This window comes from Limnohabitans sp. TEGF002 (assembly GCF_055395845.1).
In genome coordinates this window covers 579,964-604,766 of the sequence record NZ_AP029224.1, presented here as the reverse complement: position 1 = coordinate 604,766, position 24,803 = coordinate 579,964, and the positions used below count along the sequence as shown (strand labels likewise).

General features: G+C 53.5%; 34 protein-coding genes. 30 read left to right on the top strand and 4 right to left on the bottom strand.

Going from position 1 to position 24,803, the window contains the following annotated elements; all coding sequences use genetic code 11:
- Positions 1–94 precede the first annotated feature (94 nt).
- From ACZ5SR_RS03115 to ACZ5SR_RS03045, 15 genes are all read left to right on the top strand, one after another.
- Entirely contained in the window at positions 95–307 is a 213-nt protein-coding gene (locus ACZ5SR_RS03115) for a helix-turn-helix transcriptional regulator (protein WP_464450118.1), read from the top strand.
- The gene (locus ACZ5SR_RS03110) at positions 304–777 is read left to right on the top strand and encodes a hypothetical protein (protein WP_464450117.1); all 474 of its coding nucleotides are present in this window, start codon (positions 304–306) and stop codon (positions 775–777) included. Before ACZ5SR_RS03115 ends, ACZ5SR_RS03110 begins: the two co-directional genes overlap by 4 nt.
- A gap of 4 nt (positions 778–781) precedes the next feature.
- Entirely contained in the window at positions 782–1,066 is a 285-nt protein-coding gene (locus ACZ5SR_RS03105; RefSeq protein WP_464450116.1) for a hypothetical protein, read from the top strand.
- Position 1,067: 1 nt separating this feature from the next.
- A complete protein-coding gene (locus tag ACZ5SR_RS03100) occupies positions 1,068–1,895 on the top strand; it encodes an ATP-binding protein (protein ID WP_464450115.1) in 828 nt (275 codons plus the stop codon).
- Positions 1,892–2,509: a hypothetical protein gene (locus tag ACZ5SR_RS03095; protein WP_464450114.1), complete on the top strand. Its 618-nt coding sequence runs from the start codon at positions 1,892–1,894 to the stop codon at positions 2,507–2,509. The genes ACZ5SR_RS03100 and ACZ5SR_RS03095 overlap by 4 nt, the downstream gene beginning before the upstream one ends.
- Before the next feature lie 9 nt (positions 2,510–2,518).
- Complete coding sequence (locus ACZ5SR_RS03090; RefSeq protein ID WP_464450113.1) at positions 2,519–4,201, top strand: DEAD/DEAH box helicase; 1,683 nt, start codon at positions 2,519–2,521, stop codon at positions 4,199–4,201.
- Positions 4,198–4,611, top strand: coding sequence for a DUF6511 domain-containing protein (locus ACZ5SR_RS03085; RefSeq protein WP_464450112.1), 414 nt, complete (start codon positions 4,198–4,200; stop codon positions 4,609–4,611). Before ACZ5SR_RS03090 ends, ACZ5SR_RS03085 begins: the two co-directional genes overlap by 4 nt.
- Before the next feature lie 28 nt (positions 4,612–4,639).
- Positions 4,640–5,422 (top strand): hypothetical protein, encoded by a 783-nt coding sequence (locus tag ACZ5SR_RS03080; protein ID WP_464450111.1) that lies wholly within the window; start codon positions 4,640–4,642, stop codon positions 5,420–5,422.
- Entirely contained in the window at positions 5,365–5,766 is a 402-nt protein-coding gene (locus tag ACZ5SR_RS03075) for a hypothetical protein (protein WP_464450110.1), read from the top strand. The genes ACZ5SR_RS03080 and ACZ5SR_RS03075 overlap by 58 nt, the downstream gene beginning before the upstream one ends.
- Entirely contained in the window at positions 5,759–8,071 is a 2,313-nt protein-coding gene (locus ACZ5SR_RS03070) for a phage/plasmid primase, P4 family (protein ID WP_464450109.1), read from the top strand. Before ACZ5SR_RS03075 ends, ACZ5SR_RS03070 begins: the two co-directional genes overlap by 8 nt.
- A gap of 111 nt (positions 8,072–8,182) precedes the next feature.
- Positions 8,183–8,680, top strand: coding sequence for a crossover junction endodeoxyribonuclease RuvC (locus ACZ5SR_RS03065; protein WP_464450108.1), 498 nt, complete (start codon positions 8,183–8,185; stop codon positions 8,678–8,680).
- Complete coding sequence (locus ACZ5SR_RS03060; protein WP_464450107.1) at positions 8,677–8,877, top strand: hypothetical protein; 201 nt, start codon at positions 8,677–8,679, stop codon at positions 8,875–8,877. Before ACZ5SR_RS03065 ends, ACZ5SR_RS03060 begins: the two co-directional genes overlap by 4 nt.
- 2 nt (positions 8,878–8,879) lie before the next feature.
- Positions 8,880–9,275 (top strand): DUF6362 family protein, encoded by a 396-nt coding sequence (locus tag ACZ5SR_RS03055; RefSeq protein WP_464450106.1) that lies wholly within the window; start codon positions 8,880–8,882, stop codon positions 9,273–9,275.
- A gap of 182 nt (positions 9,276–9,457) precedes the next feature.
- Entirely contained in the window at positions 9,458–10,708 is a 1,251-nt protein-coding gene (locus ACZ5SR_RS03050; RefSeq protein ID WP_464450105.1) for a site-specific DNA-methyltransferase, read from the top strand.
- Positions 10,709–10,716: 8 nt separating this feature from the next.
- Complete coding sequence (locus ACZ5SR_RS03045; protein ID WP_464450104.1) at positions 10,717–11,076, top strand: hypothetical protein; 360 nt, start codon at positions 10,717–10,719, stop codon at positions 11,074–11,076.
- Here the strand turns inward: ACZ5SR_RS03045 and ACZ5SR_RS03040 are convergent.
- Genes ACZ5SR_RS03040 through ACZ5SR_RS03025 form a run of 4 tightly spaced genes read right to left on the bottom strand, consistent with a single transcriptional unit; the run spans position 11,073 to position 12,304 of the window.
- Entirely contained in the window at positions 11,073–11,432 is a 360-nt protein-coding gene (locus tag ACZ5SR_RS03040; protein ID WP_464450103.1) for a hypothetical protein, read from the bottom strand. The two genes, ACZ5SR_RS03045 and ACZ5SR_RS03040, sit on opposite strands and share 4 nt — an antisense overlap.
- Before the next feature lie 7 nt (positions 11,433–11,439).
- On the bottom strand, positions 11,440–11,892 hold the full coding sequence (locus ACZ5SR_RS03035) for a DUF3489 domain-containing protein (RefSeq protein WP_464450102.1): 453 nt from the start codon (positions 11,890–11,892) through the stop codon (positions 11,440–11,442).
- A complete protein-coding gene (locus ACZ5SR_RS03030; protein WP_464450101.1) occupies positions 11,889–12,092 on the bottom strand; it encodes a DUF6900 domain-containing protein in 204 nt (67 codons plus the stop codon). Before ACZ5SR_RS03030 ends, ACZ5SR_RS03035 begins: the two co-directional genes overlap by 4 nt.
- Positions 12,093–12,103: 11 nt before the next feature.
- Positions 12,104–12,304 (bottom strand): hypothetical protein, encoded by a 201-nt coding sequence (locus tag ACZ5SR_RS03025; protein WP_464450100.1) that lies wholly within the window; start codon positions 12,302–12,304, stop codon positions 12,104–12,106.
- Positions 12,305–12,409: 105 nt separating this feature from the next.
- Between ACZ5SR_RS03025 and ACZ5SR_RS03020 the strand changes: the two genes are divergently transcribed.
- The 15 genes from ACZ5SR_RS03020 to ACZ5SR_RS02950 all read left to right on the top strand — a co-directional run bounded on the left by ACZ5SR_RS03020 (position 12,410) and on the right by ACZ5SR_RS02950 (position 24,771).
- On the top strand, positions 12,410–12,784 hold the full coding sequence (locus ACZ5SR_RS03020) for an HNH endonuclease (RefSeq protein ID WP_464451006.1): 375 nt from the start codon (positions 12,410–12,412) through the stop codon (positions 12,782–12,784).
- 103 nt (positions 12,785–12,887) lie between these two features.
- Positions 12,888–13,349 carry a phage terminase small subunit P27 family gene (locus ACZ5SR_RS03015; RefSeq protein WP_464450099.1) on the top strand — a complete coding sequence of 154 codons (462 nt, stop codon included), beginning with the start codon at positions 12,888–12,890 and terminating at the stop codon, positions 13,347–13,349.
- Between the two features lie 5 nt (positions 13,350–13,354).
- Positions 13,355–15,067 carry a terminase large subunit gene (locus ACZ5SR_RS03010; RefSeq protein WP_464450098.1) on the top strand — a complete coding sequence of 571 codons (1,713 nt, stop codon included), beginning with the start codon at positions 13,355–13,357 and terminating at the stop codon, positions 15,065–15,067.
- Between the two features lie 10 nt (positions 15,068–15,077).
- Positions 15,078–16,556 carry a phage portal protein gene (locus tag ACZ5SR_RS03005; protein ID WP_464450097.1) on the top strand — a complete coding sequence of 493 codons (1,479 nt, stop codon included), beginning with the start codon at positions 15,078–15,080 and terminating at the stop codon, positions 16,554–16,556.
- On the top strand, positions 16,553–17,479 hold the full coding sequence (locus ACZ5SR_RS03000) for a S49 family peptidase (RefSeq protein WP_464450096.1): 927 nt from the start codon (positions 16,553–16,555) through the stop codon (positions 17,477–17,479). The genes ACZ5SR_RS03005 and ACZ5SR_RS03000 overlap by 4 nt, the downstream gene beginning before the upstream one ends.
- Before the next feature lie 124 nt (positions 17,480–17,603).
- Positions 17,604–18,920 (top strand): phage major capsid protein, encoded by a 1,317-nt coding sequence (locus ACZ5SR_RS02995; protein WP_464450095.1) that lies wholly within the window; start codon positions 17,604–17,606, stop codon positions 18,918–18,920.
- Between the two features lie 29 nt (positions 18,921–18,949).
- Positions 18,950–19,396, top strand: a complete 447-nt coding sequence (locus tag ACZ5SR_RS02990) for a hypothetical protein (protein WP_464450094.1) — start codon at positions 18,950–18,952, stop codon at positions 19,394–19,396.
- 27 nt (positions 19,397–19,423) lie between these two features.
- A complete protein-coding gene (locus ACZ5SR_RS02985; RefSeq protein WP_464450093.1) occupies positions 19,424–20,041 on the top strand; it encodes a head-tail connector protein in 618 nt (205 codons plus the stop codon).
- Entirely contained in the window at positions 20,038–20,388 is a 351-nt protein-coding gene (locus ACZ5SR_RS02980; RefSeq protein ID WP_464450092.1) for a phage head closure protein, read from the top strand. Before ACZ5SR_RS02985 ends, ACZ5SR_RS02980 begins: the two co-directional genes overlap by 4 nt.
- Positions 20,381–20,869, top strand: coding sequence for an HK97-gp10 family putative phage morphogenesis protein (locus ACZ5SR_RS02975; protein WP_464450091.1), 489 nt, complete (start codon positions 20,381–20,383; stop codon positions 20,867–20,869). The genes ACZ5SR_RS02980 and ACZ5SR_RS02975 overlap by 8 nt, the downstream gene beginning before the upstream one ends.
- 2 nt (positions 20,870–20,871) lie before the next feature.
- Positions 20,872–21,222 (top strand): tail completion protein gp17, encoded by a 351-nt coding sequence (gene gp17 / locus ACZ5SR_RS02970; protein WP_464450090.1) that lies wholly within the window; start codon positions 20,872–20,874, stop codon positions 21,220–21,222.
- Between the two features lie 14 nt (positions 21,223–21,236).
- Complete coding sequence (locus ACZ5SR_RS02965; RefSeq protein WP_464450089.1) at positions 21,237–21,647, top strand: phage tail tube protein; 411 nt, start codon at positions 21,237–21,239, stop codon at positions 21,645–21,647.
- 13 nt (positions 21,648–21,660) lie between these two features.
- A complete protein-coding gene (locus ACZ5SR_RS02960; protein ID WP_464450088.1) occupies positions 21,661–21,999 on the top strand; it encodes a hypothetical protein in 339 nt (112 codons plus the stop codon).
- A gap of 32 nt (positions 22,000–22,031) precedes the next feature.
- A complete protein-coding gene (locus ACZ5SR_RS02955) occupies positions 22,032–22,331 on the top strand; it encodes a phage tail assembly protein T (protein ID WP_464450087.1) in 300 nt (99 codons plus the stop codon).
- The gene (locus ACZ5SR_RS02950) at positions 22,324–24,771 is read left to right on the top strand and encodes a phage tail tape measure C-terminal domain-containing protein (protein ID WP_464450086.1); all 2,448 of its coding nucleotides are present in this window, start codon (positions 22,324–22,326) and stop codon (positions 24,769–24,771) included. The genes ACZ5SR_RS02955 and ACZ5SR_RS02950 overlap by 8 nt, the downstream gene beginning before the upstream one ends.
- Positions 24,772–24,803 lie beyond the last annotated feature (32 nt).

Here is a 24,803-nt window from a genome sequence, read left to right as displayed (position 1 = left end):
CATATTCGCCCCCATATTTCGGGAGTGGCAGCCCCCATAAGCCCAAGAGGACAGTCCAACTCACGAACTCGCAATTACCTGAAAGGAGCGAAAAGTGAGCGTAAAACACCTCAATCAACGCCAATTGGCGGACCGTTGGGACATCAGCTTGAGAACCTTGGAGCGCTGGCGCTGTGAGGGTATTGGTCCCCTTTATCTCAAGCTTCAAGGACGTGTTCTGTACCGAGTCGAAGACATCGACAAGTACGAAACCCGTTGCCTGCATGCCAGTACTTCGGCACGAGCAGCAGTAGGAGGTGCAGCATGAATGCACCCCTTACACATCCCGAGATCAGCGGTACGCCGCTCTCCACCTTGGCCAACCTTTCAGCTCAAGAGCTGTTGGTACTCAAGGCGGGTCTGTCTCGTGACTACGTCGCTGCCAAGTCTGCACTTGAGCACCTAGACCGGGCACTCAATCAAAAGTACAGCGAACGCGCCAAGACCCTTCGCATGCAAGAAGGCAAAGACACAGGGGTTGTCCATTTCACCGATGGCGATGTCCGTGTGAGCTTTGACCTACCCAAGCGCGTCGAGTGGGATCAGGAAATTTTGTCAACCCTTTACACGACGCTCGTGTCGACGGGACAAGACCCTGCCAAGTACATCGACTGCGCCTATCGCGTGAGCGAAACCAAATTCAAAGAGTGGGACTCGGAAATCCGTCAGCTCTTTGAGCCCGCTCGAACCGTCAAAGGTGGCAAGCCATCTCTATCCCTTGAACAAATCACGGAGTAAAGCCATGTTCAAAAACCTTCTCCCCTCCTTGCGCAAGAAGTCCTTCGTTATGGAGGATTTGCCTGAAACCATCTCTGTGCCTAGCTACGGCAATAAGCCAGAAGTCCCAGCGCTGAGCATTGAAATCGCGACAGTGGATGACATTGCATTCGCCATTCGCGAACTGGATCAAAAGTCCACTGCCATCTATACGCAGATCAGCTCCTTGCGCCGCTTGCATGACCTTGCACGCCGTCGCGGTGCCGTTGGCACGGACAAAGTCGCTGACATCTTTGAAGGCGAGGTCTGACATGAAGTTGCAGTTCATCACAGCTGAGCAGCGCATGGCAGAAAAACGCGGCTCCAAAGGCGTCATCTTGGGTCCATCTGGCGTAGGGAAAACCTCGCTGCTGCACACCACAGATCCAGAAAAAACACTGTTCATCGATTTAGAAGCAGGTGACCTGTCGGTCATGGGCTGGAGCGGCGCAAGCGTTCGTCCTAGAACGTGGCAAGAGTGTCGCGATCTCGCTTGTTTCATTGGTGGTCCCAACCCAGCATTGCGCGAAGACCAGCCATATAGCCAGGCTCATTACGACAGCGTATGCGTATCGCTCGGGGACCCAGCAGTGCTGGACAAGTACTCGCTGATCTTTGTCGACAGCATCACGGTCGCCGGTCGCTTATGTCTGCAATGGGCCAAAGGTCAACCGCAGTCCTACTCCGAGAAAACAGGAAAAGCAGACACGCGGGCCGCTTACGGACTTCACGGCAGTGAGCTGATCGGCTGGCTCACGCAACTTCAGCATGTCCGCAACAAAGACATCTGGATGGTTGGGATCTTGGATGAAAAGTTAGACGACTTCAATCGAAAGGTTTTCTCACCGCAGATCGAAGGCTCTAAGGCTTCCCTTGAGCTGCCCGGAATCGTTGACCAAGTCGTCTCAATGGTTGTCCTCAAAAACGATGAAGGCAATCCATACCGCGCATTTGTGTGTCAGCACATCAACCCATGGGGCTACCCATCAAAAGACCGCTCTGGACGACTCGAAATTGTCGAAGAGCCAAACCTCGGGCGCTTGATTTCAAAGATTACCAGCCCCCGTCAACAACAAACCGAAAAAGGAAATTCCAAATGAACAGTTACTCATCCAATGGCGCGTGGTCGGACTTCAACGATGCAGAAGATCAACGCGAATTCGCGCTGATTCCCCACAAATCTATCGTGAAAGTTATCGCCAGCATCCGTCCAGGCGGCTATGACGATGCCAATCATGGCTGGGTTGGCGGTTACGCCACTCGCTCGGACAAGACTGGTGCCATTTACCTCAACGTCAAATACACCATCGTCGAAGGTCAGTACGCTAAGCGTGTGATTTTTGGATTGATCGGATTGCACAGCCCTAAAGGTCCTGAGTGGGCAAACATTGGGCGCAGCTTCTTGCGTGCAATGCTCAATTCAGCGCGCGGCATTCAACCTGCAGATGTTTCTCAACAAGCACAGAACGCACGTCGCATCCGAGGCTTTGGAGATCTGGATGGCCTGACATTCGCTGCCAAGGTGGAGATCGAGAAAGACCAAAACAACGAAGAGCGCAATGTGATCAAGGCAGTTATCCAGCCCGATCACAAAGAGTACGCAAGTGTCATGTGTGGCACACCGACCGTTCAAGTTGCCGTTTCTCAAACTTCTGCGAGCCAAACCGGGCAACCTGGCCCGAATGGCTTTTCAATGCCCGCCTGGGCCAAGTAAGGGGGCAGCATGATTCTTCGCCCTCGTCAGAGAGACTTTGTCTCTCGGTGTGTCAGTGCTCTCAAGGCACATGGGAACACGCTTGGCGTCGCCCCCACGGGGGCGGGAAAAACCATTTGTCTATCAGGAACAGCTGGTGAGTTACTGGCAATGCCGGATACAAAAGCATGTGTCATTGCTCACCGTGACGTTCTGACAAGTCAGAACCGGGACAAGTTCTCCAAGGTCAATCCACGAATCAAGACATCAGTCTTTGACTCACGTGAGAAATCTTGGGGTGGTCAGGTGACGTTTGGCATGGTGCAAACGCTGGCTAGAAATGTCTCTGACATCCCACGACTTGATTTGCTGGTTATTGATGAAGCACACCACTGTGCGGCACCAACATACCGGGCTGTCATTGACCAGGTGCGTGATAAAAACCCGGACGCATTGATTTTTGGCGTCACGGCGACCCCCAATCGTGGCGATGGCAAAGGTCTGCGCGAGGTTTTTACAAACGTTGCGGACCAGATCCGACTGGGCGAGCTCATTCGATCGGGTCACTTGGTGGCACCTCGAACCTTTGTGATCGATGTTGGCACACAGTCCGCATTAGACGGAGTCAAGAAGCTGGCGTCGGACTACGACATGGAGGAAGTCGCCTCCATCATGAACACATCCCCCGTGAACGAATCGGTCGTCAAGCACTGGAAGGAGAAATCCGCAGGCCGAAAAACCATTGCATTTGCTGCGACCGTTGATCACGCGCTCTCGGTTTGTGCTGCCTTCATCAAGGGTGGAGTCGCTGCAGATGTGATTTATGGAGAAATGAGCAAAGCAGAACGTGCAGTTGTACTTGAACGATTTGAGAAAGGCCAAACCGCTGTATTGGTGAACGTGGCAATCCTGACCGAGGGGTATGACTTCACCCCAACGTCCTGCGTCGTACTCCTTCGACCAAGCTCCTACAAGTCAACCTTGATTCAAATGGTTGGGCGTGGGCTGCGAGTAGTCGATCCCAACGAGCACCCTGGCTTTATTAAATCTGATTGCATCGTTCTTGACTTTGGAACTGCGTCTCTTAAACACGGGAGTCTTGAGCAAGAAGTCGATTTGGATGGACACGCTTCAAATGGAGAAGCGCCGCAAAAAACCTGTCCTGAGTGCGAAGCGGAAGTTCCCCTTAGCTGCAACGAATGCCCAATTTGCGGGCACGAGTTCAAAAGCATTCGGGAAGACAACAGATCAAAGATCAGTGACTTCGTCATGACTGAGATTGATCTTCTAAAAAGATCCAATTTCTCGTGGTGCGACCTCTTCGGGGATGACTGTGCGCTACTGGCAACGGGCTTCATCGCCTGGGCTGGGGTCTTCTTCCTGAATGGGCGCTGGTACGCCGTGGGCGGAGTTGAAAAGGGTGGGTCACGCCTTTTGGGTGTTGGGGAGAGAAGCATTTGCTTGGCACAGGCGAATGACTGGCTCAACAACAACGAAAGCGATGACGCTGCTCACAAAACCAAGCGCTGGCTCAAAGAACCACCCACGACAGGACAACTCAAGTACCTGCCAGTGGAGTTCCGTGCTGATTACGGCTTGACCCGGTATCACGCATCTGCCTTATTGACCTTCATGTTCAACAGGGTGGCCATCCGTCGTCTCGTGAACGCAGCCAATGACTCACAGATGACGCCTCAATTGGAGGCCGCGTGAAATGCCACATCTGCTCCAGACAAGCGAAGGGCTACGGCTACTTCAACCCCAAGCTCAAACGCTCCGATCCGCAGCGGCACAGCCACCTTTGGGTGTTTTGCAGTCGTCGGTGCCAAGAGGCTTTTTCAAAAGCCATGAAAAAACTCAACGACTGCTCGGAGGCTGGAGTGATTGATCCCTCAGAAATGGAAACCGAATCCATGCACTCAGCTCTCGTTCCATTGGGTGAATTCGTGGGATCCATTGGGATGGACCGACCTTTCTCCCAGTACAGCAAAGCCGAAGTGCTCCGCTTGATTGAAGTGGTCATTGACGCCTATCAGGGATCAATGCTCACCAAGCACGAAGAACAAGCCGAACGTGAGCGCATCTATTTCGAACGTCTTGCCGAGCGTCAAGCCCGTCAATGACTTCAACACAACAAAGGAATAACAACAAATGATTGACCTGAACCATCAACCCAAGTTTCACGAACTCGTGACTGCATTACTTGATGCATCCATTCAACGTGAACGAGGCAAACAACCCAAGCGCTCTTACCTTGGCGCATCACGTCTTGGGGTTTCATGTGAGCGCGCTCTTCAATTCGAATTCACCAATACGCCCAAGGACGAGGATGGAGATTTTCCTGGTCGAATCCTGCGCGTTTTTGATGTCGGGCACGCACTCGAAGACCTTGTCATCAATTGGCTGCGAGCAGCAGGATTTGATCTCTACACCCGCAAGCAAGATGGGCACCAATTTGGATTCTCTGTCGCGGGCGGAAAGATCAAAGGCCACGTGGACGGCATTCTTGCTGGAGCCCCCACTGAGCTCGAACTGGCATTTCCCATGCTTTGGGAGTGCAAGACGATGAACGACAAAAACTGGAAGGAAACCGCCAAGAAGGGAGTTGAGGCATCCAAGCCTGTTTATGCCGCGCAAATGGCTGTCTACCAAGCCTACATGGAGCCAAGCGTGCCTGGCATCTCCTCCAATCCAGCTTTGTTCACTGCGGTCAACAAGGACACCCAAGAGGTCTGGTGTGAGCTTGTTCCTTTCAATGCAGCCTTGGCTCAACGTATGTCTGATCGGGCTGTAAAGGTGCTTCAGGCAACAAACGCTGGCGAACTACTTCCGCGCATCGCAAGCCAACAGACCTTCTTTGAGTGCCGATCCTGCTCATGGAGCAATCGTTGCTGGAACGGTCCACAGGAAATCTCGATGGGGGCTTCTCAATGAAAGGAAATGCAGCAAAAGCATCCTCAAACAAGAAGGCATGCACTCTCACACGTGCAAAGCCGCTGATTACCGCTTCGTTGGTTGAAAGACTGCTGATGCGACATGTGGATTTCGTCTCGCCTGAGTCGCGACTGATCGTGGCCGTCATAAAGCAAGGATTCATCGACCTCAACGCTCCGTCCGAACATCTTCGCCGAGAGGCTTGCAAGTTTTTCAAAGACGACCGTCTAGGACTTTGGTCTGAACGTGTTGGTATCTCTGCGCATTTCGTTCGTGAAATTGCTGTCAAAGGTGGCTTTTTACCCATGGAGTTCATGGGGCTGAATGGAGGTGCACATGCTTGATTTCAATAATGATGAAACAGGAGCGCCTTCACCCCCTCATGATTCAGATCGCGATGCAATTCGGAATGAATTGATCGCACGCATCGAGTCTGTTCTGTTTTCGATCATGCCTGCTGGCAAGGTTGTTCATGGGAAATTCGTGGTCGGGGATATCTTGGGTAGCCCTGGGCGCAGTCTAGAAGTTGAAATCGATGGTGAGCGTGCAGGTCTTTGGATTGACAGAGCCACTGGCCATGGCGGTGACGTCTTTGATCTGATCGCGGCGAACTCTGGTCTGTCTTCTCAGGTGGACTTCGGTGAAGTGCTAAATGCAGCTCGAGAGCTACTTGGTCGTCCCATGGCTCAGCGACCTGCGCGAAAGAAGTCCAACGTCATGATCGATGACCTTGGCCCTGCCACAGCCAAGTGGGATTACTTTTGCGCAGACGGAACGCTCATTGCATGTGTCTACCGCTATGACCCCGAGCCTGGTCGCAAGGAATTCAGACCTTGGGATGCAAAGCGTAGAAAGCTCGCCCCTCCCGATCCTCGTCCGCTGTTCAATCAGCCTGGCATTGCAACCTCTGACACCGTTGTCTTGGTCGAAGGGGAAAAGTGCGCCCAAACTTTGATCGACTTGGGCGTGTGCGCCACTACAGCCATGCATGGTGCAAATGCTCCTGTGAATAAAACGGACTGGAGCCCTTTGACTGGCAAGAACGTCTTGATCTGGCCAGACCGAGATAAACCAGGCTGGGAGTACGCCATGCACGCATCTGAGGCGGTCATGGCAGTGGGTGCGACATCATGCGCCGTACTCATTCCCCCGACTGAACCCACTCCCGAACACCCCCATGGTGAGCCTGACGGATGGGATGCGGCAGATGCGTTGGCACAGGGCTTTGACATCCATGAATTCCTGGCTCATGGGGAGCGGTTGCAACTTCAGGCAGCAATCACCGATGTCGAACCCGTGGTTGATGAAATAACCGAACAGTCGGTTTGGGCGACCGAGGATGCTTTGGCGCTGACCTTCTCGACCCGTTACGGGCAAGACTGGCGCTATGTCGCAACCTGGGGCAAGTGGGTCTTTTGGACGGGCAAGCGTTGGCAAGTTGAGGAAACGCTTGCAGCCAACCAATTGATGCGACAGATCTGCCGAGAGGCAGCTCTGAAGGCCGACTCTCATCGACTGTCTGCACGGTTGGCAAGCAGCGGAACAGTTGCTGGTCTGGAACGACTTGCTCGTTCGGATCGTCGTCACGCAGCGACTGCAGAAGAGTGGGATGCAGACATTTGGTTGATCAACACCCCCGAGGGAGTTGTTGACCTGAAGTCTGGTGGCAAACGTCCACACGACCGCCTGGATCGAATGACCAAGATCACTACAGCCAGTCCGTCTGGAGATTGCCCCGTCTGGAAGCAATTTCTGAACGAGGTGACTGGTGGCAATAAAGACTTGCAGTCCTACTTGCAGAGGATGGCGGGCTACGCGCTTACCGGATCCACGCAAGAGCATGCGATCTTCTTCCTGTATGGAACTGGAGCCAACGGAAAGTCAGTCTTCACCAACACCCTCGCCACGATCATGGGCGACTATGCAGCCAATGCACCCATGGATACGTTCATGGAAAGTCGCACCGATCGCCACCCAACAGACATGGCAGGACTCAGGGGCGCTCGATATGTGTCTGCAGGTGAAACGGAGCAGGGTCGACGTTGGGCTGAGTCAAAGATCAAAAGCCTGACTGGTGGCGACAAGATTTCCGCTCGCTTTATGCGAAAGGATTTCTTCGAGTTCTTTCCGCAGTTCAAGCTCTTTTGCGCAGGAAATCACAAACCAGCAATCCGCAACATCGATGAAGCGATGAAGCGCAGGCTGCACTTGATTCCGTTCACGGTAACCATTCCGCCCGAAAGGCGTGACAAGAACTTGCAGCAAAAGCTCCTTGCCGAGCGCGATGGAATCATGGCATGGGCACTTGAGGGATGTCTGCAATGGCAACGCCTCGGGAAGCTCGAACCTCCCAAGGATGTTCTAGATGCCACTGACGAGTATTTCGAAGAAGAAGACTCGATTGGTGAATTTCTGGACGAGGAATGCACCCTCTCTGCCACGTCACGCGAAACGATTTCGGCAATTTACATCCGATGGCGAGAGCGAGCCGAAAGACGCGGGGAGTACTACGGAACAAGTCGCTGGCTTTCTCAGCAACTGATCAACAGGGGCTTTTCTCGAACCCGTCTAAGCGGGGGAACAAAAGCGCTCATGGGTTTGTCGCTCAAGCCCAAAGAGATGGGCTACATGCCCTACCGAGATGACTGACAAGGTCTGTGACCGAAAGTGACTCTCCTTTCTAAATCTCTCTATACGTGCGCGTGCGCACACGTGAGCAGTTAATGGAAATCAGGTCACTTTTGGTCACTCATAAAAGAAATGGAGATAAAAGTGTCGATTAATCATGTATTCGCGCTCGATCTGGGCACACAGACAGGTTGGGCCTTGATTGCAGCCAGTGGCTCAGTCACAAGTGGAACCCAGTCCTTCAAACCGCAACGCTTCGAAGGTGGTGGCATGCGCTTTCTGCGCTTCAAGCGCTGGCTGACCGAAATGAAGCAATGCACCCCGTCCATCGAACTGGTTGTTTTCGAAGAGGTTCGCAGGCATGCAGGCGTGGATGCAGCGCATGCATACGGTGGGTTCATGGGACAACTGACAGCTTGGTGTGAGCACCACCAAATCCCGTACCAGGGCATTCCAGTTGGAACGATCAAGAAGCACGCCACAGGTCGTGGTAACGCAAGCAAGGAGGAAATGATCGAAGCGATTCGCGCCAAGGGACACAACCCAGATGACGACAACGAAGCAGATGCCATTGCACTGGCTTACCTGGCAAAAGCAATGAATGAATCCTCAATGGAGGTGGGTAAATGAAGATTCCAAATCGTCCCTATCAATGCCCATTGGGGAAAGCACAGCCCACACCAATCAATCTGGATGCAATCAAAAAATCGGGATGGCTAGAACAACACATTCTTGTGATTTCAGATGAAGACGACCGACTTGATTTCATCGAGCGAGAGTTCATTCGACGAATTGGAAATCGCTTGTATGGCAAAGGGAGGCCGTGATCATGAGAGTGGAACAGAAGATTTGGACTATCGATGATGTGGATAACGAACTGCGACAAGCTGCACGCACCGCGCATCGCTTGCCTCCAGTTCGAGTTGCCGGGTATGTCAGTCGCTGGCCCGTCATCATCAGGACAGATGGCGAAAAGGTTACCGTTGAGGAACAGAAGCCCTTTCGCATCCCCCCTTCTCCAAAGGATGTGGATCAAATGCTTGAGGCAATGCGGTGGATGCACTGGCTAGACGTTGAGCAACGCCACCTTCTTTGGATGAGGGCTGAGCGGCATCGATGGTCTGAAATTGCGAAGCGATTTGCTTGCTGTTCTCGAACTGCACAAAGGCGGTGTGATGCTGCCATGCATCTGATATCGCTCTACCTAAACACGGAGAAAAAGTGAAATAGACGGGCCTCGAATATGAATGTCGGGGTCTGTCGGTTTTTGGCGAGATCGCGCTCTCCAAAGGGTGTCGCATTTAGTCCGGAATTCATCTACATTCTGGATACGGTCAGCAAGACCACGCGCTTTTGATTCCCGCGATAACTCGGGAACTCCTCTCCAAACTTCCCCCCAAATTCCCTATGAAACCCGAGATCCAAATGGTCCCGGTGGATTCGCTCATCCCGTATGCGCGAAACGCCCGCACCCACAGTGAAGAACAAATCGCCCAGATCGCTGCCAGCATTCGTGAGTTCGGTTGGACCAATCCAATCCTGACTGACGGTGACAAAGGTGTGATCGCTGGCCACGGTCGTTTGGCTGCAGCTCGAAAGCTTGAATTGACCGAGGTGCCCGTCATTGAATTGGGCCACCTAACTCCCGAGCAGAAGAAGGCCTACATCCTGGCCGACAACCGAATTGCACTCAACTCTGGCTGGGACGAGGAGTTGCTCAAGCTCGAATTGCAAGAGCTTCAAGGTGTTGACTTTGACTTGGACTTGCTCGGGTTTGGAGATGAAGAAATTGAACGCTTGCTCAATGGAGATGACGCAGGCGGTGGTTTGACCGAAGATGATGCAATCCCAGAAGCACCAGTAGATCCAGTATCCAGACCTGGGGATCTGTGGATTCTCGGCAACCACCGCCTCCTCTGCGGGGACTCAACGGTTCTAACGGATGTTGAGCGCCTCATGGACGGTCAATTGGCAGACATGGCTTTTACCGACCCACCCTACAACGTGGACTATGGCAACAATGCCAAGGACAAGATGCGGGGCAAAGACAGGCGCATCCTGAACGATGCGCTGGGTGAAGGGTTCTACCAATTTCTGTACGACGCCTGCGTGAACCTGCTGTTGGTCACTAAGGGCGGATGCTACGTTGCCATGAGCTCTTCGGAACTGCACACTCTCCAAAAAGCTTGGCTTGATGCAGGTGGTAAGTGGTCCACCTTCATCATCTGGGCCAAGAACACTTTCACATTGGGGAGAGCCGACTACCAACGTCAGTACGAACCCATCCTGTATGGCTGGAAGCAAGGCTCTGATCACTTTTGGTGTGGTGACCGGGATCAGTCGGATATCTGGAATTACAACAAGCCCCGGGTCAATGACTTGCACCCCACGATGAAGCCAGTCGAGCTGGTCGAGCGGGCCATCAAGAACTCATCTAAAACACGGGACATTGTGTTGGATCTGTTCGGTGGCTCTGGCACCACGCTGATCGCTTGTGAGAAAAACAACCGTCAGGCCCGATTGATGGAACTCGATCCCAAGTTCGTGGATGTGATTGTCAAACGTTGGGAGGATTACACAGGTAAAAAAGCAGAGCGTGTGCCCAGCGAACAATCTGCAGAAGTCACACTTGGTGACGCCGTCGTTCAGCCCTCATAATGAGAGCGATGGAAAACGACCTGCTACAAAGCATCGCCGCCAGAAAGCTCGCCATTAAAAAACGGGACGAGAAGATGTATGCCATGTACCAATGCGGCAGCGACTTTTCAACGATTGCACGTGCGTTTGATATGACGCGCGAAAATGCAATTAATCGAATCCAGCGTTGGGAACTTGCTATTGCAAAGGCTAATAGCACTAACCCGTTTGAAAAAGTTTCAGACAGAACTGCAAGGTTGCTACGAGATAACGGCATGAATACTCCTGAAGCAGTTCAACAGGCTGGCCCCCAAGCACTTCTTCGCATCAGGAACTTTGGAACAAAAGCCCTACTTGAAGTTCAGAAATATTTTTTTCATAGTGCTTAGCCCAGCCGGGCAACATAACGCGGGCTGTCGCCACCAGACGGATCGATGAACAGGTTTGGACGTCCCGGAGCGCGCACCATCACGCACAACCTGCCATCCCAGTAATCGCCTCCCTTGCCTTTGAGCCAGTCGCGAGACTTGCTCAAATTCAATTTAAAGCCATCGAATTCTTCAGGGTCCATTTCTCGGATCTCGGTCACGTAGACGGCCTCGACACCGCAAGACGCAATGTCGGAGATGTCCGTGGGCTTTCGGCCAAAGGGCAGCGGAATGCTGAGTTTTTGAACCTGCAATTCCCGGCCATCAAATTTGATGGTGATGGGCTTGGATTCAATTGTGATGGTGATGGGGTTCATATGGTCCTCAAACGGTAGTGGTGGTGATGCGGTAAACGCGGTCTGTGCCGGTCTGTTTCTCTGAAGTGATCTCAAGGCCCAGCTTTTTCTTTAGTGCGCCCGCCATGGCTCCCCTGACGGTATGCACTTGCCATTGAGTGGCCTCGACCATCTGAGACAACGTGGCACCTTCCGGTCGCTTGAGCAAAGCAATCAGCGCGGCTTGTTTGGTCCCGTCCCGTTGCTTGGTTGGAACTGCTGGCTCAGTGCCGATGGACTGTAAGCCTGCGGTGGTGATAGCAAACAGCGTGGTGCCCTCGGGTGTTTTACTGTGCGGTGCAATCAGCTCTGCGTTACCTAAGGCCGTGAGCACTTTGATGAGTGCGCCACCTTTGAGGTTGACTGGGAAGTCAGCCAGCAGTTTTTGAGGATGCTTGGCCGCTGCTTTGAGCAGATTGCGCTGGGTGTCTGAGAGTTTCATTTCTTTCCTTTCGATGTTGTTGATGTGTTTTTGGCTGCTTCGATCCCTGCGGCGTAGGCGGCTTCAAGCGCGCTCTTGACTGCCCAGACTGATACGTCATGAAAGTCCAAGCGGTCACGGTGCTGGGTTTTCAGCGTTTCGATGAACAGATGCTCAAGAGCAATCTGCTCGATGACTTGTTGTTGTTTGGTTTTGCTCATGGCGTTACCTTTCATGCGTTGTGAATCTGTTCGGCTTTTGCAAAGCCCACCCAGTGGCCTTGCTTGTCCAGCCCCCGGTTGGCGAGTTCTTTGCAGGCCAGCGCGTTGAGGTCTAGCTCCCCGTTGGCGACTGCTGCCAGGACCTTGTTCAGTGCGAGCTGGATGAATCCAAGCTCGTCGATGGTGAAGGTGTTGTTTGCTTCGGTGGTCATTGCGTTCTCCTGTGTGCGTTGCGATGTAAAGCATTGACGCTCTGAATCGAGGTGAAGCCAAGTTAATTACGAGATGTGTCGCTTAATTCTTGAAAGTTGATTGATATGCCAAGAAGTGCGCCAACCCCTTGCAGATACCCGGGTTGTATGGCTGTCTTGGCCAAGCCCGGCTACTGCGATTTGCACCGCGCTGCTACTCACCGTGAATACGGTCGGGCTAGACGTAGTTTTGATACCGAGCTGGGCTTTTACCAATCGAAGAGTTGGCGGCTCCTGCGTGCGGGCTTCCTTCGGATGCACCCCTTGTGTGAGGGTTGCGCCAAATTAGGAAACGAAACACCAGCGGTCGTCGCTGATCACATCCTTCCAATCAAAGACGGAGGGGAGCGATTTGACCCAAGCAATCTTCAGGCGCTGTGCATCTCATGTCACAACCGAAAGACAGCACATGAGACTGCCCGACGCCACCCGAGGGGATAGGGGGTCTAAATCTCTAAGGACGGCGGCCAAAGATGCGCGCGCCAGCTCAAATTTTTGCGCGTGCAAATTGAACTAGGGGGGGTTCCCCCAGAGATGGATATTTATGGCTGGTCGAAAACCGCTACCCACCAAAGTTAAGCAAATTAAAGGCACGCTTCAAAAGTGCCGCACAAATTTGCGCGAACCAAAGCCAACTGGCGACTTGGTTGAACCACCTGATTACATGCCCGATGGGGCAAAGACAGCTTGGAGATATGCGCTTGAGTGCGCACCGCCCAATTTGCTCAAGAAGTTGGACATGTCGGTGCTTGAGGTTTGGGCATGTGCCGCAGACCTTTATCGAAAGGCTCAAGCGGGCATTGCAAAAACAGGGTTACTTGTAAAAGCCCCAAACACAGGTGTGCCGATGCAGTCGCCATATTTAGCGATTGCCAATAAGCAGGCACAGATCATGACTAAAGCAGCTACTGAGATGGGGTTCACGCCTGCATCTCGTTCCAGAGTCACATTGCCGATGGAGGCAGCAGATGACGATTTGGATCCGTGGGCTGATATCGCGGGATAACTTCAATGGCACAAGACAGTTATGCGGACATTGCCAAGATGTACGCAGAGAGAGTCGTGGCCGGAGAGATTCTTGCGTGCAAGTGGGTGAAGGCAGCTTGCAAAAGACAACTCAATGATTTGAAGAAGTTCAAGGGCAAGTCCAGTCCATACCAATTCAATCCAAAGCTGACAAGCAAAAGCGGGAAAAGCTACTACCCAGCAGACAACCTGTGTGCGTTCATTGAACGGTTACCGCATGTCAAAGGTCCACTTGCAGGTGAGCCCATCGCTTTGGAGCCATGGCAAGTATTCATCCTCGCGACAGTGTTTGGTTGGGTGAAGGCTGATGGGACGAGAAGGTTTCGTCGTTCGTATATCGAGGTTCCACGTGGAAACGCCAAATCAACTTTGTCCTCCGCTGTAGGGCTGTACATGCTGGCGGCTGATGGCGAAGGTGGTGCAGAGGTTTACTCACTGGCCACCACACGTGATCAAGCACGTATCGTTTTCGGGGACGCACAAACCATGGCGCGTCGTAGTCCGGGATTTCGTAATCGTTTCTCGGTGAATGTCGGTGCGCACAACATGAACGTGATGGCCTCGGGCTCGAAGTTTGAAGCGCTGTCTGCTGAGGGCTCCACGCTCGATGGTCTGAACATTCACTTCGGTTGTGTGGATGAGTTGCACGCGCACAAAACTCGCACGGTTTATGACGTTGTTGAAACCGGTACCGGTAAACGGGATAACTCCCTGCTGTGGGTCATCACCACGGCTGGTAGTAATCGTGCAGGCATCTGTTACGAGGTCCGCTCATTTGTGACCAAGCTGCTCGATGAAGTGTTTGAGGATGACACCCAATTCGGGATCATCTATGGACTGGACGACGGTGATGACTGGACAACCGAAGAGTCACTCATCAAGGCCAATCCCAACTGGGGCATTTCAGTTCGATCGGAGGTGCTCGGACCGCTGCAAGCCAAGGCGATGCAGTTACCAAGTGCGGTCAACAACTTCAAGACCAAGCACCTCAACGAGTGGGTCAACGCAGACACTGCTTGGATGGATATGCGGGCATGGGATGCCTGCTCAGAGCCAGGAATGTTCATTGAACAGTTCGAAGGGCAACCTTGCTGGATTGGGCTTGACCTGGCCAGCAAGACAGACATTGCTGCACTGGTGGCTGTGTTCAATCATCCGGAGATCTCGGACGCATTTGTGACCTTTGGTAAGTACTACCTGCCAGAGGACACAGTCAATGCTGCGGTGAATAGCCAGTACTCCGGTTGGATGCACTCTGGACGATTGATCGTTACTCCCGGCAACGTGATTGATTTTGGTTGGATCGAAGCGGACTTGTTGGACATGGCCACGCGCTATGAAATTCAAGCAGTGGCATTCGATCCATTTCAAGCTACGCAGTTATCCACAAGGATGTTGTCGGAAGGGTTGCCAATGATTGAGGTTCGACCAACGGTCTTGAACTTCAGCGAACCCATGAAGACCTTGGAAGCCCTGGTCTTGCAAAAGAAGCTCGTTCACGACGGCGACCCTGTTCTAGGCTGGATGGCCAGCAACGTGGTGGCGCACTTGGACGTCAAAGACAACATCTATCCACGCAAGGAGCGAGCAGAAAACAAGATAGACGGAATCGTGGCGCTGATCATGGCGCTTTCACGTGCCATCAAACCCGGTGAATCGGTGGTGCTTGGTTCTGACTATGAGTTGATGGTGCTCTGAAGCCATGGGAATGTTCACATTTTTTGATCGATTCAGAGCTTCAGGCGGGGACCGTTCTCCATGGGGGGACTTCTTCTTTGAGCCAGTTGCTGCACGTAGCACCTCGGGCATGCGTGTCTCGCCCGATGGTGCGCTTAGGCTTTCGGCTGTTTACGCCTGCGTACGAATTCTGTCGGAGACGATGGCCTCACTTCCGGTGGTTGTCTATCGCCAGCGCAAGGACGGCTGCAAGGATCGGGTCACGGATCATTGGCTCTACGGACTTTTGGCTCGAAAACCAAATCGGTTCCAAAACCCTTTTGAGTGGCGCGAGATGCTGCAAGGGCATTTGTCTTTGCGAGGGAATGCCTTCTGCCAAATCATCTCTAACCCCAAAGGTGAAATCACTGAGCTGATGCCCATCCATCCGGATCGTGTGCGAATGGAGGTTATGGATAGCGGGGACTTCCGTTACCGTGTGCGAATGCAAAGCGGGGACGAAACGGTATTCCCTCGCGGTCAGATTTGGCACCTTAGGGGCTTGTCTTCTGATGGGTTGATGGGGATGAGCCCGATAGAACTGGCGCGTGAGAGTCTTGGAATGGCTCTCGCCGCTCAGGACTATGGCGCACGATTCTTCACCAACGATGCCAAGCCTACAGGCGGCTGGATTGAGTTTCCGGGCACCTTTAAGGATGCAGAAGCAAAACGGGTCTTTCGGGATTCGTATCAGTCGGCACAAGCTGGTTCTAACCGGGGCAAGGTGCTGGTGCTCGAAAACGGCATGAAGTTCCACGAGGTAGGTGTCACGAACAAGGACGCTCAGTTCTTGGAACTACGCAAGTTCCAAATAACTGATATCGCTCGAATGTTTCGTGTGCCACCGCACATGATTGCTGATTTAGATCGGGCGACTTTCTCGAACATTGAACAGCAAAGCCTTGAGTTCGTCATGCACACCATGACACCGTGGGCTGAACGCTGGGAAGCTTCGATTGAGTCAGACTTGATGCTCGAAGGGGATCGGTTGGAGGTGGAGTTTGACTTTGCGAACCTCATGCGAGGGGATGCAGCCAGCCGATCGGCTTATTACCAAAGCGGTATCCAAAACGGCTGGTTGACCCGAAACGAAGCTCGCATCGCTGAAAACCTCAACCCATTGCAAGGACTCGATCAGCCGCTGCGCCCACTGAACATGGTGGAAGAAGAGGATGCCGAAGAGGCCGAGCAAGAAAACGAGGCCAACGATACCGAACCTTCTGAGGACGCCACACCTCCGGCTGAGCAGGACATGAGCCTGCGTTTTCGGATGCTGGTGGCATCAAACGCCAATCGTCTGGCGCGGCGCATTGCCAAAAAGGGCGCGATTGGCACCAACGAAATCGGATTGATCTCACAAGCCTTTGGGCTCGATGCCACTCATGTGAGTACATGGGCGCAGCAACAAGTCCTCCCGCTTCAAGAAGACGCGCTGTCGGCTTCACTTATTCAACTTGGAATGAACCAATGAACAAACAACTCCTTCTCTCTGAATTCTTGACCACGCCTTGGGCACTGATGCCCGAGCGCTTGCAAGCCATGTCTGGCATCTTGACCCGTTGGTCTGCGGGTGAGCCGCCCAGCGATGAGACGATGTTTCAGGTCAATACTGATCGTGTGCTTCGCGACTCACGCAAACAGATGGCAGCGGCCAGCACAGGCTCTGGCATTGCGGTGCTTCCCCTGTATGGGGTGGTGACCCAACGCGGCAACATGGTCGATGACATTTCAGGTCCTGGTAGTTCGAGCACCCAGCAGTTCACCTCCGTCTTGCGCCAAATGCTGGCTGATGACACGGTCGGTCAGATCCTGATCGACATCGACAGTCCTGGTGGAAGTGTCTACGGTGTGAGTGAGTTGGCAAGTGAAATCACCAAAGCACGTGCCCAAAAGCCTGTAATTGCCGTGGCCAACAGTCTGGCCGCATCGGCTGCTTACTGGATTGGTTGCTCGGCCAGTGAGTTCTATGTCACCCCAGGTGGTGAAGTTGGCTCTATTGGTGTGTGGCAAGCCCACTTCGATTATTCAAAAGCACTCGAAGAGGATGGGGTCAAACCAACGCTCATCTCCGCAGGCAAGTTCAAGGTGGAGGGAAATCCGTACGTTCCGCTCGATGAGCAGGCGCAGGCTTTCATGCAGTCGCGAGTCGATGACTACTACAACGCCTTCGTGGAAGCAGTAGCGATTGGTCGCGGTGTGTCCATCAACGATGTCAAAACCGGAATGGGCGAAGGTCGAGTGTTAGGAGCTGATGCCGCATTGGCTCAAAACATGGTCGATGGCATCGCCACCTTTGATGATGTCTTGGCCAAGATGCAAGCGAACTTCCGATCCAGTAGGCCACATAGCCAGTCACGCCTGAAGCAAGCGCGTGACGCACTTGCGCTGATCTAACCACTTTCATTTTTTGCACCTCTCCTTAGAGGGGTGCGCATTACTTCGACCCGTTGGTCGTAATCCCTGTCGCCGCCTTGAGTCATTTCGACCAGGCGGTTTTTTCATTTCTGGAGAAAAACCAATGAGTAAACATTTGCGCGAGCTTCAAGCTCGCAAAGCATCCCTGGTCAAGGACGCACGTGCCCTGACCGATATCGCTGCCGCTGAGCAGCGTGACATGAACGAAGAAGAGGTCAGTGCTTTTGAAGCCCTGAAAGCCAAGATCGAAGCAACTTCGAGTGCCATCGATCGCGAGGCTGCCTTGATTGCTGAGGAGGCGCAGATGGCCCACACGGCCCAACTGCCCACTGCCTCGGTGATCACGGTTGTCGATAACGCAGCCTCTGACCCAAAACACGGCTTCAAAAGCGTTGGCGAGTTTCTCAAGACCGTCTGTCAAGCCCAAAAGCATGGCAGCTCTCTTGATGAGCGACTGCTGATTGGCTCAACCCGTGGTGCCGCTGCACCAACGAACTTTGGTAGCGAAGGCTCCGCTCAAGATGGCGGTTTCTTGGTGCCACCTCAGTTCGCACAAGAGATCTTCCAGTTGTCGCTGGGCGAGGACTCGCTCCTGCCGCTGACCGACAACGTGGAGATCACGGGCAACACCATGGCCTTCCCCAAGGATGAAACCACGCCATGGGGTAGCAACGGCATCCGTGCCTACTGGCAAGGTGAAGCCACCCCTGCGGTGAACACCAAGCCGGTGTTGGGCCTGTCCACCTTGCGCCTCAAAAAGCTGATGGCCCTGGTGCCTGTGACGGATGAGCTGTTGGACGACACCAATGCGTTGTCCACCTACTTGCCCGACAAGATCGCCACTTCCATCCGCTGGAAGACTAATGAGTCCATTCTCTTTGGCTCGGGCACAGGCGTTCCTGTGGGCTGTATGAGCAATGCCACCACGGTGACGGTGGCCAAGGAAACAGGTCAGGCGACACAAACGCTGTTGGCTCAGAACTTGGCCAAGATGATTTCTCGCCTGCCCCCAGCGTCATTTGCGAAGGCGGTCTGGATCGTCAACAACGATGTGTTGCCAGCGCTGTTCACACTCACCTTGGGCAACTACCCGATCTACCTGCCCATGGGCTTGAACGTCGGTGGCATCCAAGTCTCTCCCTACGGCACCTTGCTCGGTCGTCCGGTGTTTGTCTCGCAACACGCGAACAGTTTCTCCGGCGCAGGCGATGTGTTGTTGGCGGACTTGTCTTACTACCAGACCATCACCAAAGCGGGTGGTTTGCAAACGGCCACTTCCATGCATCTGTACTTCGATGCTGATCTGACGGCCTTCCGTACGACCTTCCGCATGGACGGTCAATCCAAGATCGCGGCACCCATTTCGCCTGCCAAGGGCAGCGCAACGATGTCGCCCTTTGTTCAATTGGGCGCACGTTGATCGTGGCCATTACCTAAAGGAAAAATTTAATGTTTCCCAATGCAAAAGGCAGCGAACTGATTTCAGTTCTGGCCACCATCGATCCCGCCAGTCAAGCGGCGGGTACTGTCACTACCGGCTGGATTTCAGCTGGCAATCACCACAACCTGCTGGCTTTGATTCAAAGCGGTGTCCTGGGCACGGGTGCCACGTTGGACGCGAAGCTCCAGCAAGCTACCGACGCCTCAGGCACAGGGGCTAAGGATGTGGCTGGTAAAGCCATCACCCAGATCGTCAAGGCCACGGGGGACAGCAAGCAAGCCTTGATCAACTTGCGCCCCGAAGAGCTGGATGTGAACAACGGGTTCAGCTATGTCCGTCTCTCTGTAACTGTGGCTGTCGCAGCCAGTCTGACTTCAGCGCAGTTGCTTGGGTTTAATCCTCGATTCGCACCGGGTGACGCAAGCAACCAGGCTGCAGTGGCTCAGGTTATCTGAGTCTGAGGGGAGACCAAGGGCATGCCCATGCAATTGATCACCTCTCCCGCAGGGGAGCCAGTTTCTCTTGAAGAGGCCAAGCTCCACCTGCGGGTGGATTTCGATGATGACGATGGGTTGATTCAGGCTTTGATATCTGCTGCCAGACAAGCAGCAGAGACCATCACCAACAGGCAGTTCATCACGGCGCGTTGGAAGTTGGTCATGGATAGCTTTCCCGGTCCGAGCCTCATGGGGGTTCCAGCGGGGCAGTCTTTCACATTGCCTGGGCATGCCATCTTGATTCAAAAGTCACCCGTTCTGAACGTGGTGTCTATCAACTACCTCGACATGGCTGGCGTCATGCAGACCATGCCCTCGAGCAACTACACGGTCGATACAGCCTGTGAACCTGCTCGGATCACGCCTGTATTCGGACAAATTTGGCCCATCTCATTGCCGCAAATTGGCTCGGTATCGGTCACCTTTGATGTTGGATACGGCAACGCCGATGCGGTGCCCGAGGGCATCAAAAGCTGGATCAAGTTAAGAGTTGGCAGCCTTTATGCGCACCGAGAAGAAGTCGCTGCACTCTCACGTGGGCGAATTGAATCTTTGCCATTTGTTGACGGCTTACTCGACCCATTCAAGGTCTCATTCATATGAATCCCATCAGCGCAGGCATGCTCTCGCGACGCATCAAGGTGCAACGTCCGAGCACCATCAAAGACAGCCTAGGCGCTCCTTGTCGGACTTGGCTGGACGTGGCGACGGTGTGGGCGGACATTCAACCCCTCTCAGGCAAAGAGGCTGTGATTGCCAACCGAATCTCTGCTGAATTGACGCATCAGATCACGGTTCGGTATCAGCCTGTATTTGACAACCCACAGCAAGTCGCACAGATGCGAGTGCTCTACAGGTCCCGCATCTTCAACATTCACTCAGCTTTGAATGAAGACGAGAAGCGAGCTCAACTCATCTTGCTGGTGTCCGAAGGGCTTGACGATGGCTAAGCATGAAATTGTCAAGATTGAAGGCTTGGCAGAGTTGGCCAAGGCGCTTCGCGAGTTGCCTGATCGGGTAGCGAAGAATGGACTGCGCGTCTGCGTCTATGCAGGTGCGAAGGTCATTCGAGATGAAGCGAGGATGCGTGCACCAAAGGCTGCCGAGTCGCTGGGTCCAAACCAACCTCCGCCAGGCACGTTGAAGCGCTCGGTGATCATGAAGCACATCCCCGAGCTTTCAAGCCTCACAAGGCAAACCTTCTTCGTAACTGTGCGTCACGGCAAGAAGTACCGCAAGCAAGGCAAAAAAGGGAACCTCTCGCAAGACGCTTGGTACTGGCGCTTCATTGAGTTTGGCACTCGAAAGATGCGAGCAAGGCCATTTCTGAGACCTGCTCTTGAAGCCAAGCGGCGTGAAGCAGTTCAAGCGATGAAGGATCGACTCAGCGATCGCATTGAACTTGAAGCCAAAGCGTTGAACAGGAAATAGCCATGCAGGACTTCTACGACGCCATCAAAACATTGGCGGCTGGCGAGGTCTATGCGCTAGTTGCAGCACAAGACGCTCAGTACCCAGCCATTGTTTACACGCCCATCGTGCAAGAGCACATCTTTGGTCTCGATGGGCCGCAAGGCTTGCAACGCATACGCATGCAGGTCGATACCTATGCCAGAACGTATCAAGAGGCATTGAGTCTGCACGACGAGATTCTTGAGATGTTGTTGGTCGACAAAAGCACCGTCGTCGATGTACGCATGGGGCTATCCGATTTTGAAGAACAGGCCCGGCTGTACCGGGTGAGCGTGGACTACACCTATTTTCGACAGGTCAGTCCACCCTAAACGTGGAGCTACACATGAGCAGCACAGCAATTACCGCACAGGGAATCACGATTTCCCGATTTGGCACAACCACCTTTGAAGTGATCCCCAACGTGGTGTCGTTTCAAGGTCCTGGCGGTCAAGCCGCCGTGATCGATGTCACCAACCTGGCCTCGGCGTCTAAAGAAAAGCGCGTGGGCTTGCGTGATGAAGGTCAGTTGACTTTGACCATGCACTACAACCCCGACGATACGATCCATCAAGGTCTGCGAAGTGATCGCGCCAATCGTGTGCGCCGTCAGTTCAAGTTGACGTTCACGGACACCGTGCCAGCGATTTGGACCTTCTACGGCTATGTCACAACCTTCAGCGTTCAAGGTGGTGTGGATGCTGTGGTGCAAGCGTCTGTGACGATTGAGATTGATGGCGAAATTACCGAAGCTTGAGAGGAAGAAACACATGTTGACGCGTGAACAAATTTTGCAATGTGACGACTTACCCAAAGAAACAGTCAAAGTCCCCGAGTGGGGTGGTGAGGTGCAGGTGCGCACCATGACGGGAACAGATCGCGATGCGTTTGAAGCCAGCCTGATTGGCAAAGAAGGCCGACTGGAAAACGTCCGTGCTCGCTTGGTCTCTTTGGCCGTGTGCGATGAATCGGGCAGTCGCCTCTTTGGTGACGCAGACGTTGCTGCCTTGGGTGCCAAAAGCGCCAAGGCACTTGATCGGGTGTTTGCGGTCGCTCAGCGTCTGAACGGCATTGGTGCTGAGCAGGTCGAACAAGCAAAAAACGCCTAAAAACCCATCCGACACGACGCTTTGCATTTCGCTTGGCACTGGCACTTGGAATTCCCGTGCGCGAGATGCTGGCTCGGATGGGCTCTGATGAGTTTTCGGAATGGTTGGCCTTTTACCAACTTGAGCCCTTTGGCGACTACCGCGCTGATTACAGGTCGGGCGTGGTGGCATCCACCTTTGCCAATGCGCACAGGGCCAAGGACGCAAGCCCCTTTAGGCCTGAAGACTTCATGCCGTTCATGGAAAAACAAGCGACTACGCAAGACGTCAGTCTCAATGTGGCGAGGTTCAAGGCCATGTTTGCTCACAAGGTGAAGAAGAACAATGGCTGATATTGGCTCCTTAGTTGTCAAACTTGCAGCTGAAACGGCAGAGTTTCGGGAAGATTTGGGCAAGAGTGCCCGACTTCTTGAAAAGCACGCCGATGGCATGCGATCTTCGTTGGAACGTGTGGCCGAAGTGGCCAAAACCACCTTTGCCATTGCGATCGGGGTTGAGTCTGTTGGCGCACTCAAGGAATTGATTGCTCACACGCTTGAGACCGTGGCGGCGTTGCAAGACTTCGCCGAGCAAACGGGTGCGAGTGCAGTCGCTTTGTCTGGTTTTGCCCCTGTGGCCACCATTTCTGGTGTGGCCATGGAGCAAATCAGCGTTGGACTGACCAAACTCTCCAAGGGTCTGGCCGGTGTTGATGATGAAACCAAGGGTGCAAGCCAAGCGCTGGCTTACCTTGGCATCAAGGCTAAGGACTCTGGGGGAAATCTTCGCGATCCTGCGGAGGTGATGAATGACATCGCCTTGAAGCTCTCGGACTTTGAAGACGGTGCAGGCAAAACGGCCATCGCGCTTGAGTTGTTCGGCAAGTCAGGGGCGACGCTGCTGCCGTTCCTTAAAGACTTGGCTGCAAATCAGGATCTCAACATCCGAATGACTCAAGCGGAGATTGAATCCGCTGAACAAGCATCCAAAGCCCTGGGGCGTATGAAGGCAGAGCACAACTTTGTGGCTCAGACCATCGTGACTGCGGCCTTACCTGCCATGGAAGAGCTGGTGGGGCAACTCAAAGAAGTAGTTCTTGGCACGCACAACTCGGCTGAGGCCATGGTTCGTTTGCGCGATGACGGCACACTGAAAGAGTGGGCGCAAGATGCTGCCGTTGGATTGGCGATCGTGATTGATGCGATGCGTGGGCTGATCCAAATGGTCAAGTCTGTGATCGGCAGTTTTGAAGCTGTCTGGGCAGATATGGAACTGCTTGGGACTTTCATTGCTGGTGGCAAGGGACTTAACCCGTTCTCAGAAGAGAACCAAGCCACGCTCAAAGCTGCACTTGAGAAGCGAAACGCGATTGTTGAAAAGGCCAACCAGAACTATGTTGACCTGTGGAAGATGCCGCTGCTCTCCGATGCGGTCAAGTCTCGATTTGATGCCATAAACAAAGGGGAATCCGATGCTGCAGGCGGTGCAGCCAAACCGAAGCTGAACTACAACTCAGCGACAGGGGCACTCACTGCAGGAGCAATGGCTCAAATTGAGAGCGACATCAAAAAGCTTCAAGGTCTCACAGACGTTGAGAGCGGCATTCTCAAAGACCGTCAGAAGATCATTGATCTGTATGAGAGTCAAGGCTACATCAGCTACAAGGAAGCGAGTGAGGCAAGGCTAAACGCGCAGGAAGACTTCACGCAAAAGCTGGGTGACCTGTATGGGCAAGAGGAAGCCATTCTCAAACGCGGTCTTGCAACGGTTGCTAAAACCACCCAAGACAAACTCAAGCTTCAAGAAAAGCTGTCTGAAATCACGCTGCGTCGTGAAAAACTCGAACGTGATGCGCAACAGTCCAATCTGGAGCGCGAGATCAAATTGCCCGGCGAGACGATCAAGGACATCCAAGAGCAAGTCGCCAGAGGTCAAAACCAACTGCGAGCCACCGAGGAGCAGATCAAGGTTCTCAAAGATAGTGGTGCCATCAGCGAGGTGGAGTCGCTCAAACGCCTCTCGGCTGCACGCAAGTCCAGTGCTGAGGAATTGGCTGAATTTTCCGCAAAGGCAAGGGAGCTGGTAGAGGCTGCACCAGGCAACGACAAGTTGGCTGACTCCTTCAAGCGAATCGAGGAAGCAGCAAGGCAGGCCGCTGATGGTGCGCAGCTCTTGGGTCAGCGAGCGTTTGAACTAGCAGACCCCGGTGCTGGGTTTTCTAAAGCGTTGCGGACCCTCGGCGAAGAGACCGAACAAGTGGGTAAGCAAATGGAGGCGGTTACCACCAGAGCCTTCCATGGAATGACCGATGCGTTGACCAACTTCGTGATGACAGGAAAGCTTGATTTCCGAACCCTTGCAACGTCGATCATTTCGGACTTGATTCGAATTCAGATTCAACGCTCCATCACCTTGCCAATGGCAAATGCCTTGGGTGGGATGTTTGGATTTGCCAATGGTGGCGTGATGACTTCAGCTGGCCCTTTGCCATTGCGCACCTATGCAGGCGGCGGGGTTGCCTCGTCCCCTCAATTAGCTGTGTTTGGTGAGGGCTCCATGAATGAGGCCTATGTGCCTTTACCTGATGGCCGCTCGATTCCCGTGACCATGCGCCAAGGTGGTTCGAGTGGTGGGGACGTCTTCAACATCTCGGTCAATGTTGCCGAGGGTGGAACAACCTCAACGGCTGGTCAAGGCCAAGACTTAGGTCGCGCTATCTCCAGCGCTGTTCGCCAAGAGTTGCTTAACCAAAAGCGAGCTGGCGGCTTGCTTGATCCCCGAAGGATGGGGTGATGAGACTGAACCAAGGAACTTTCTGACCCAAG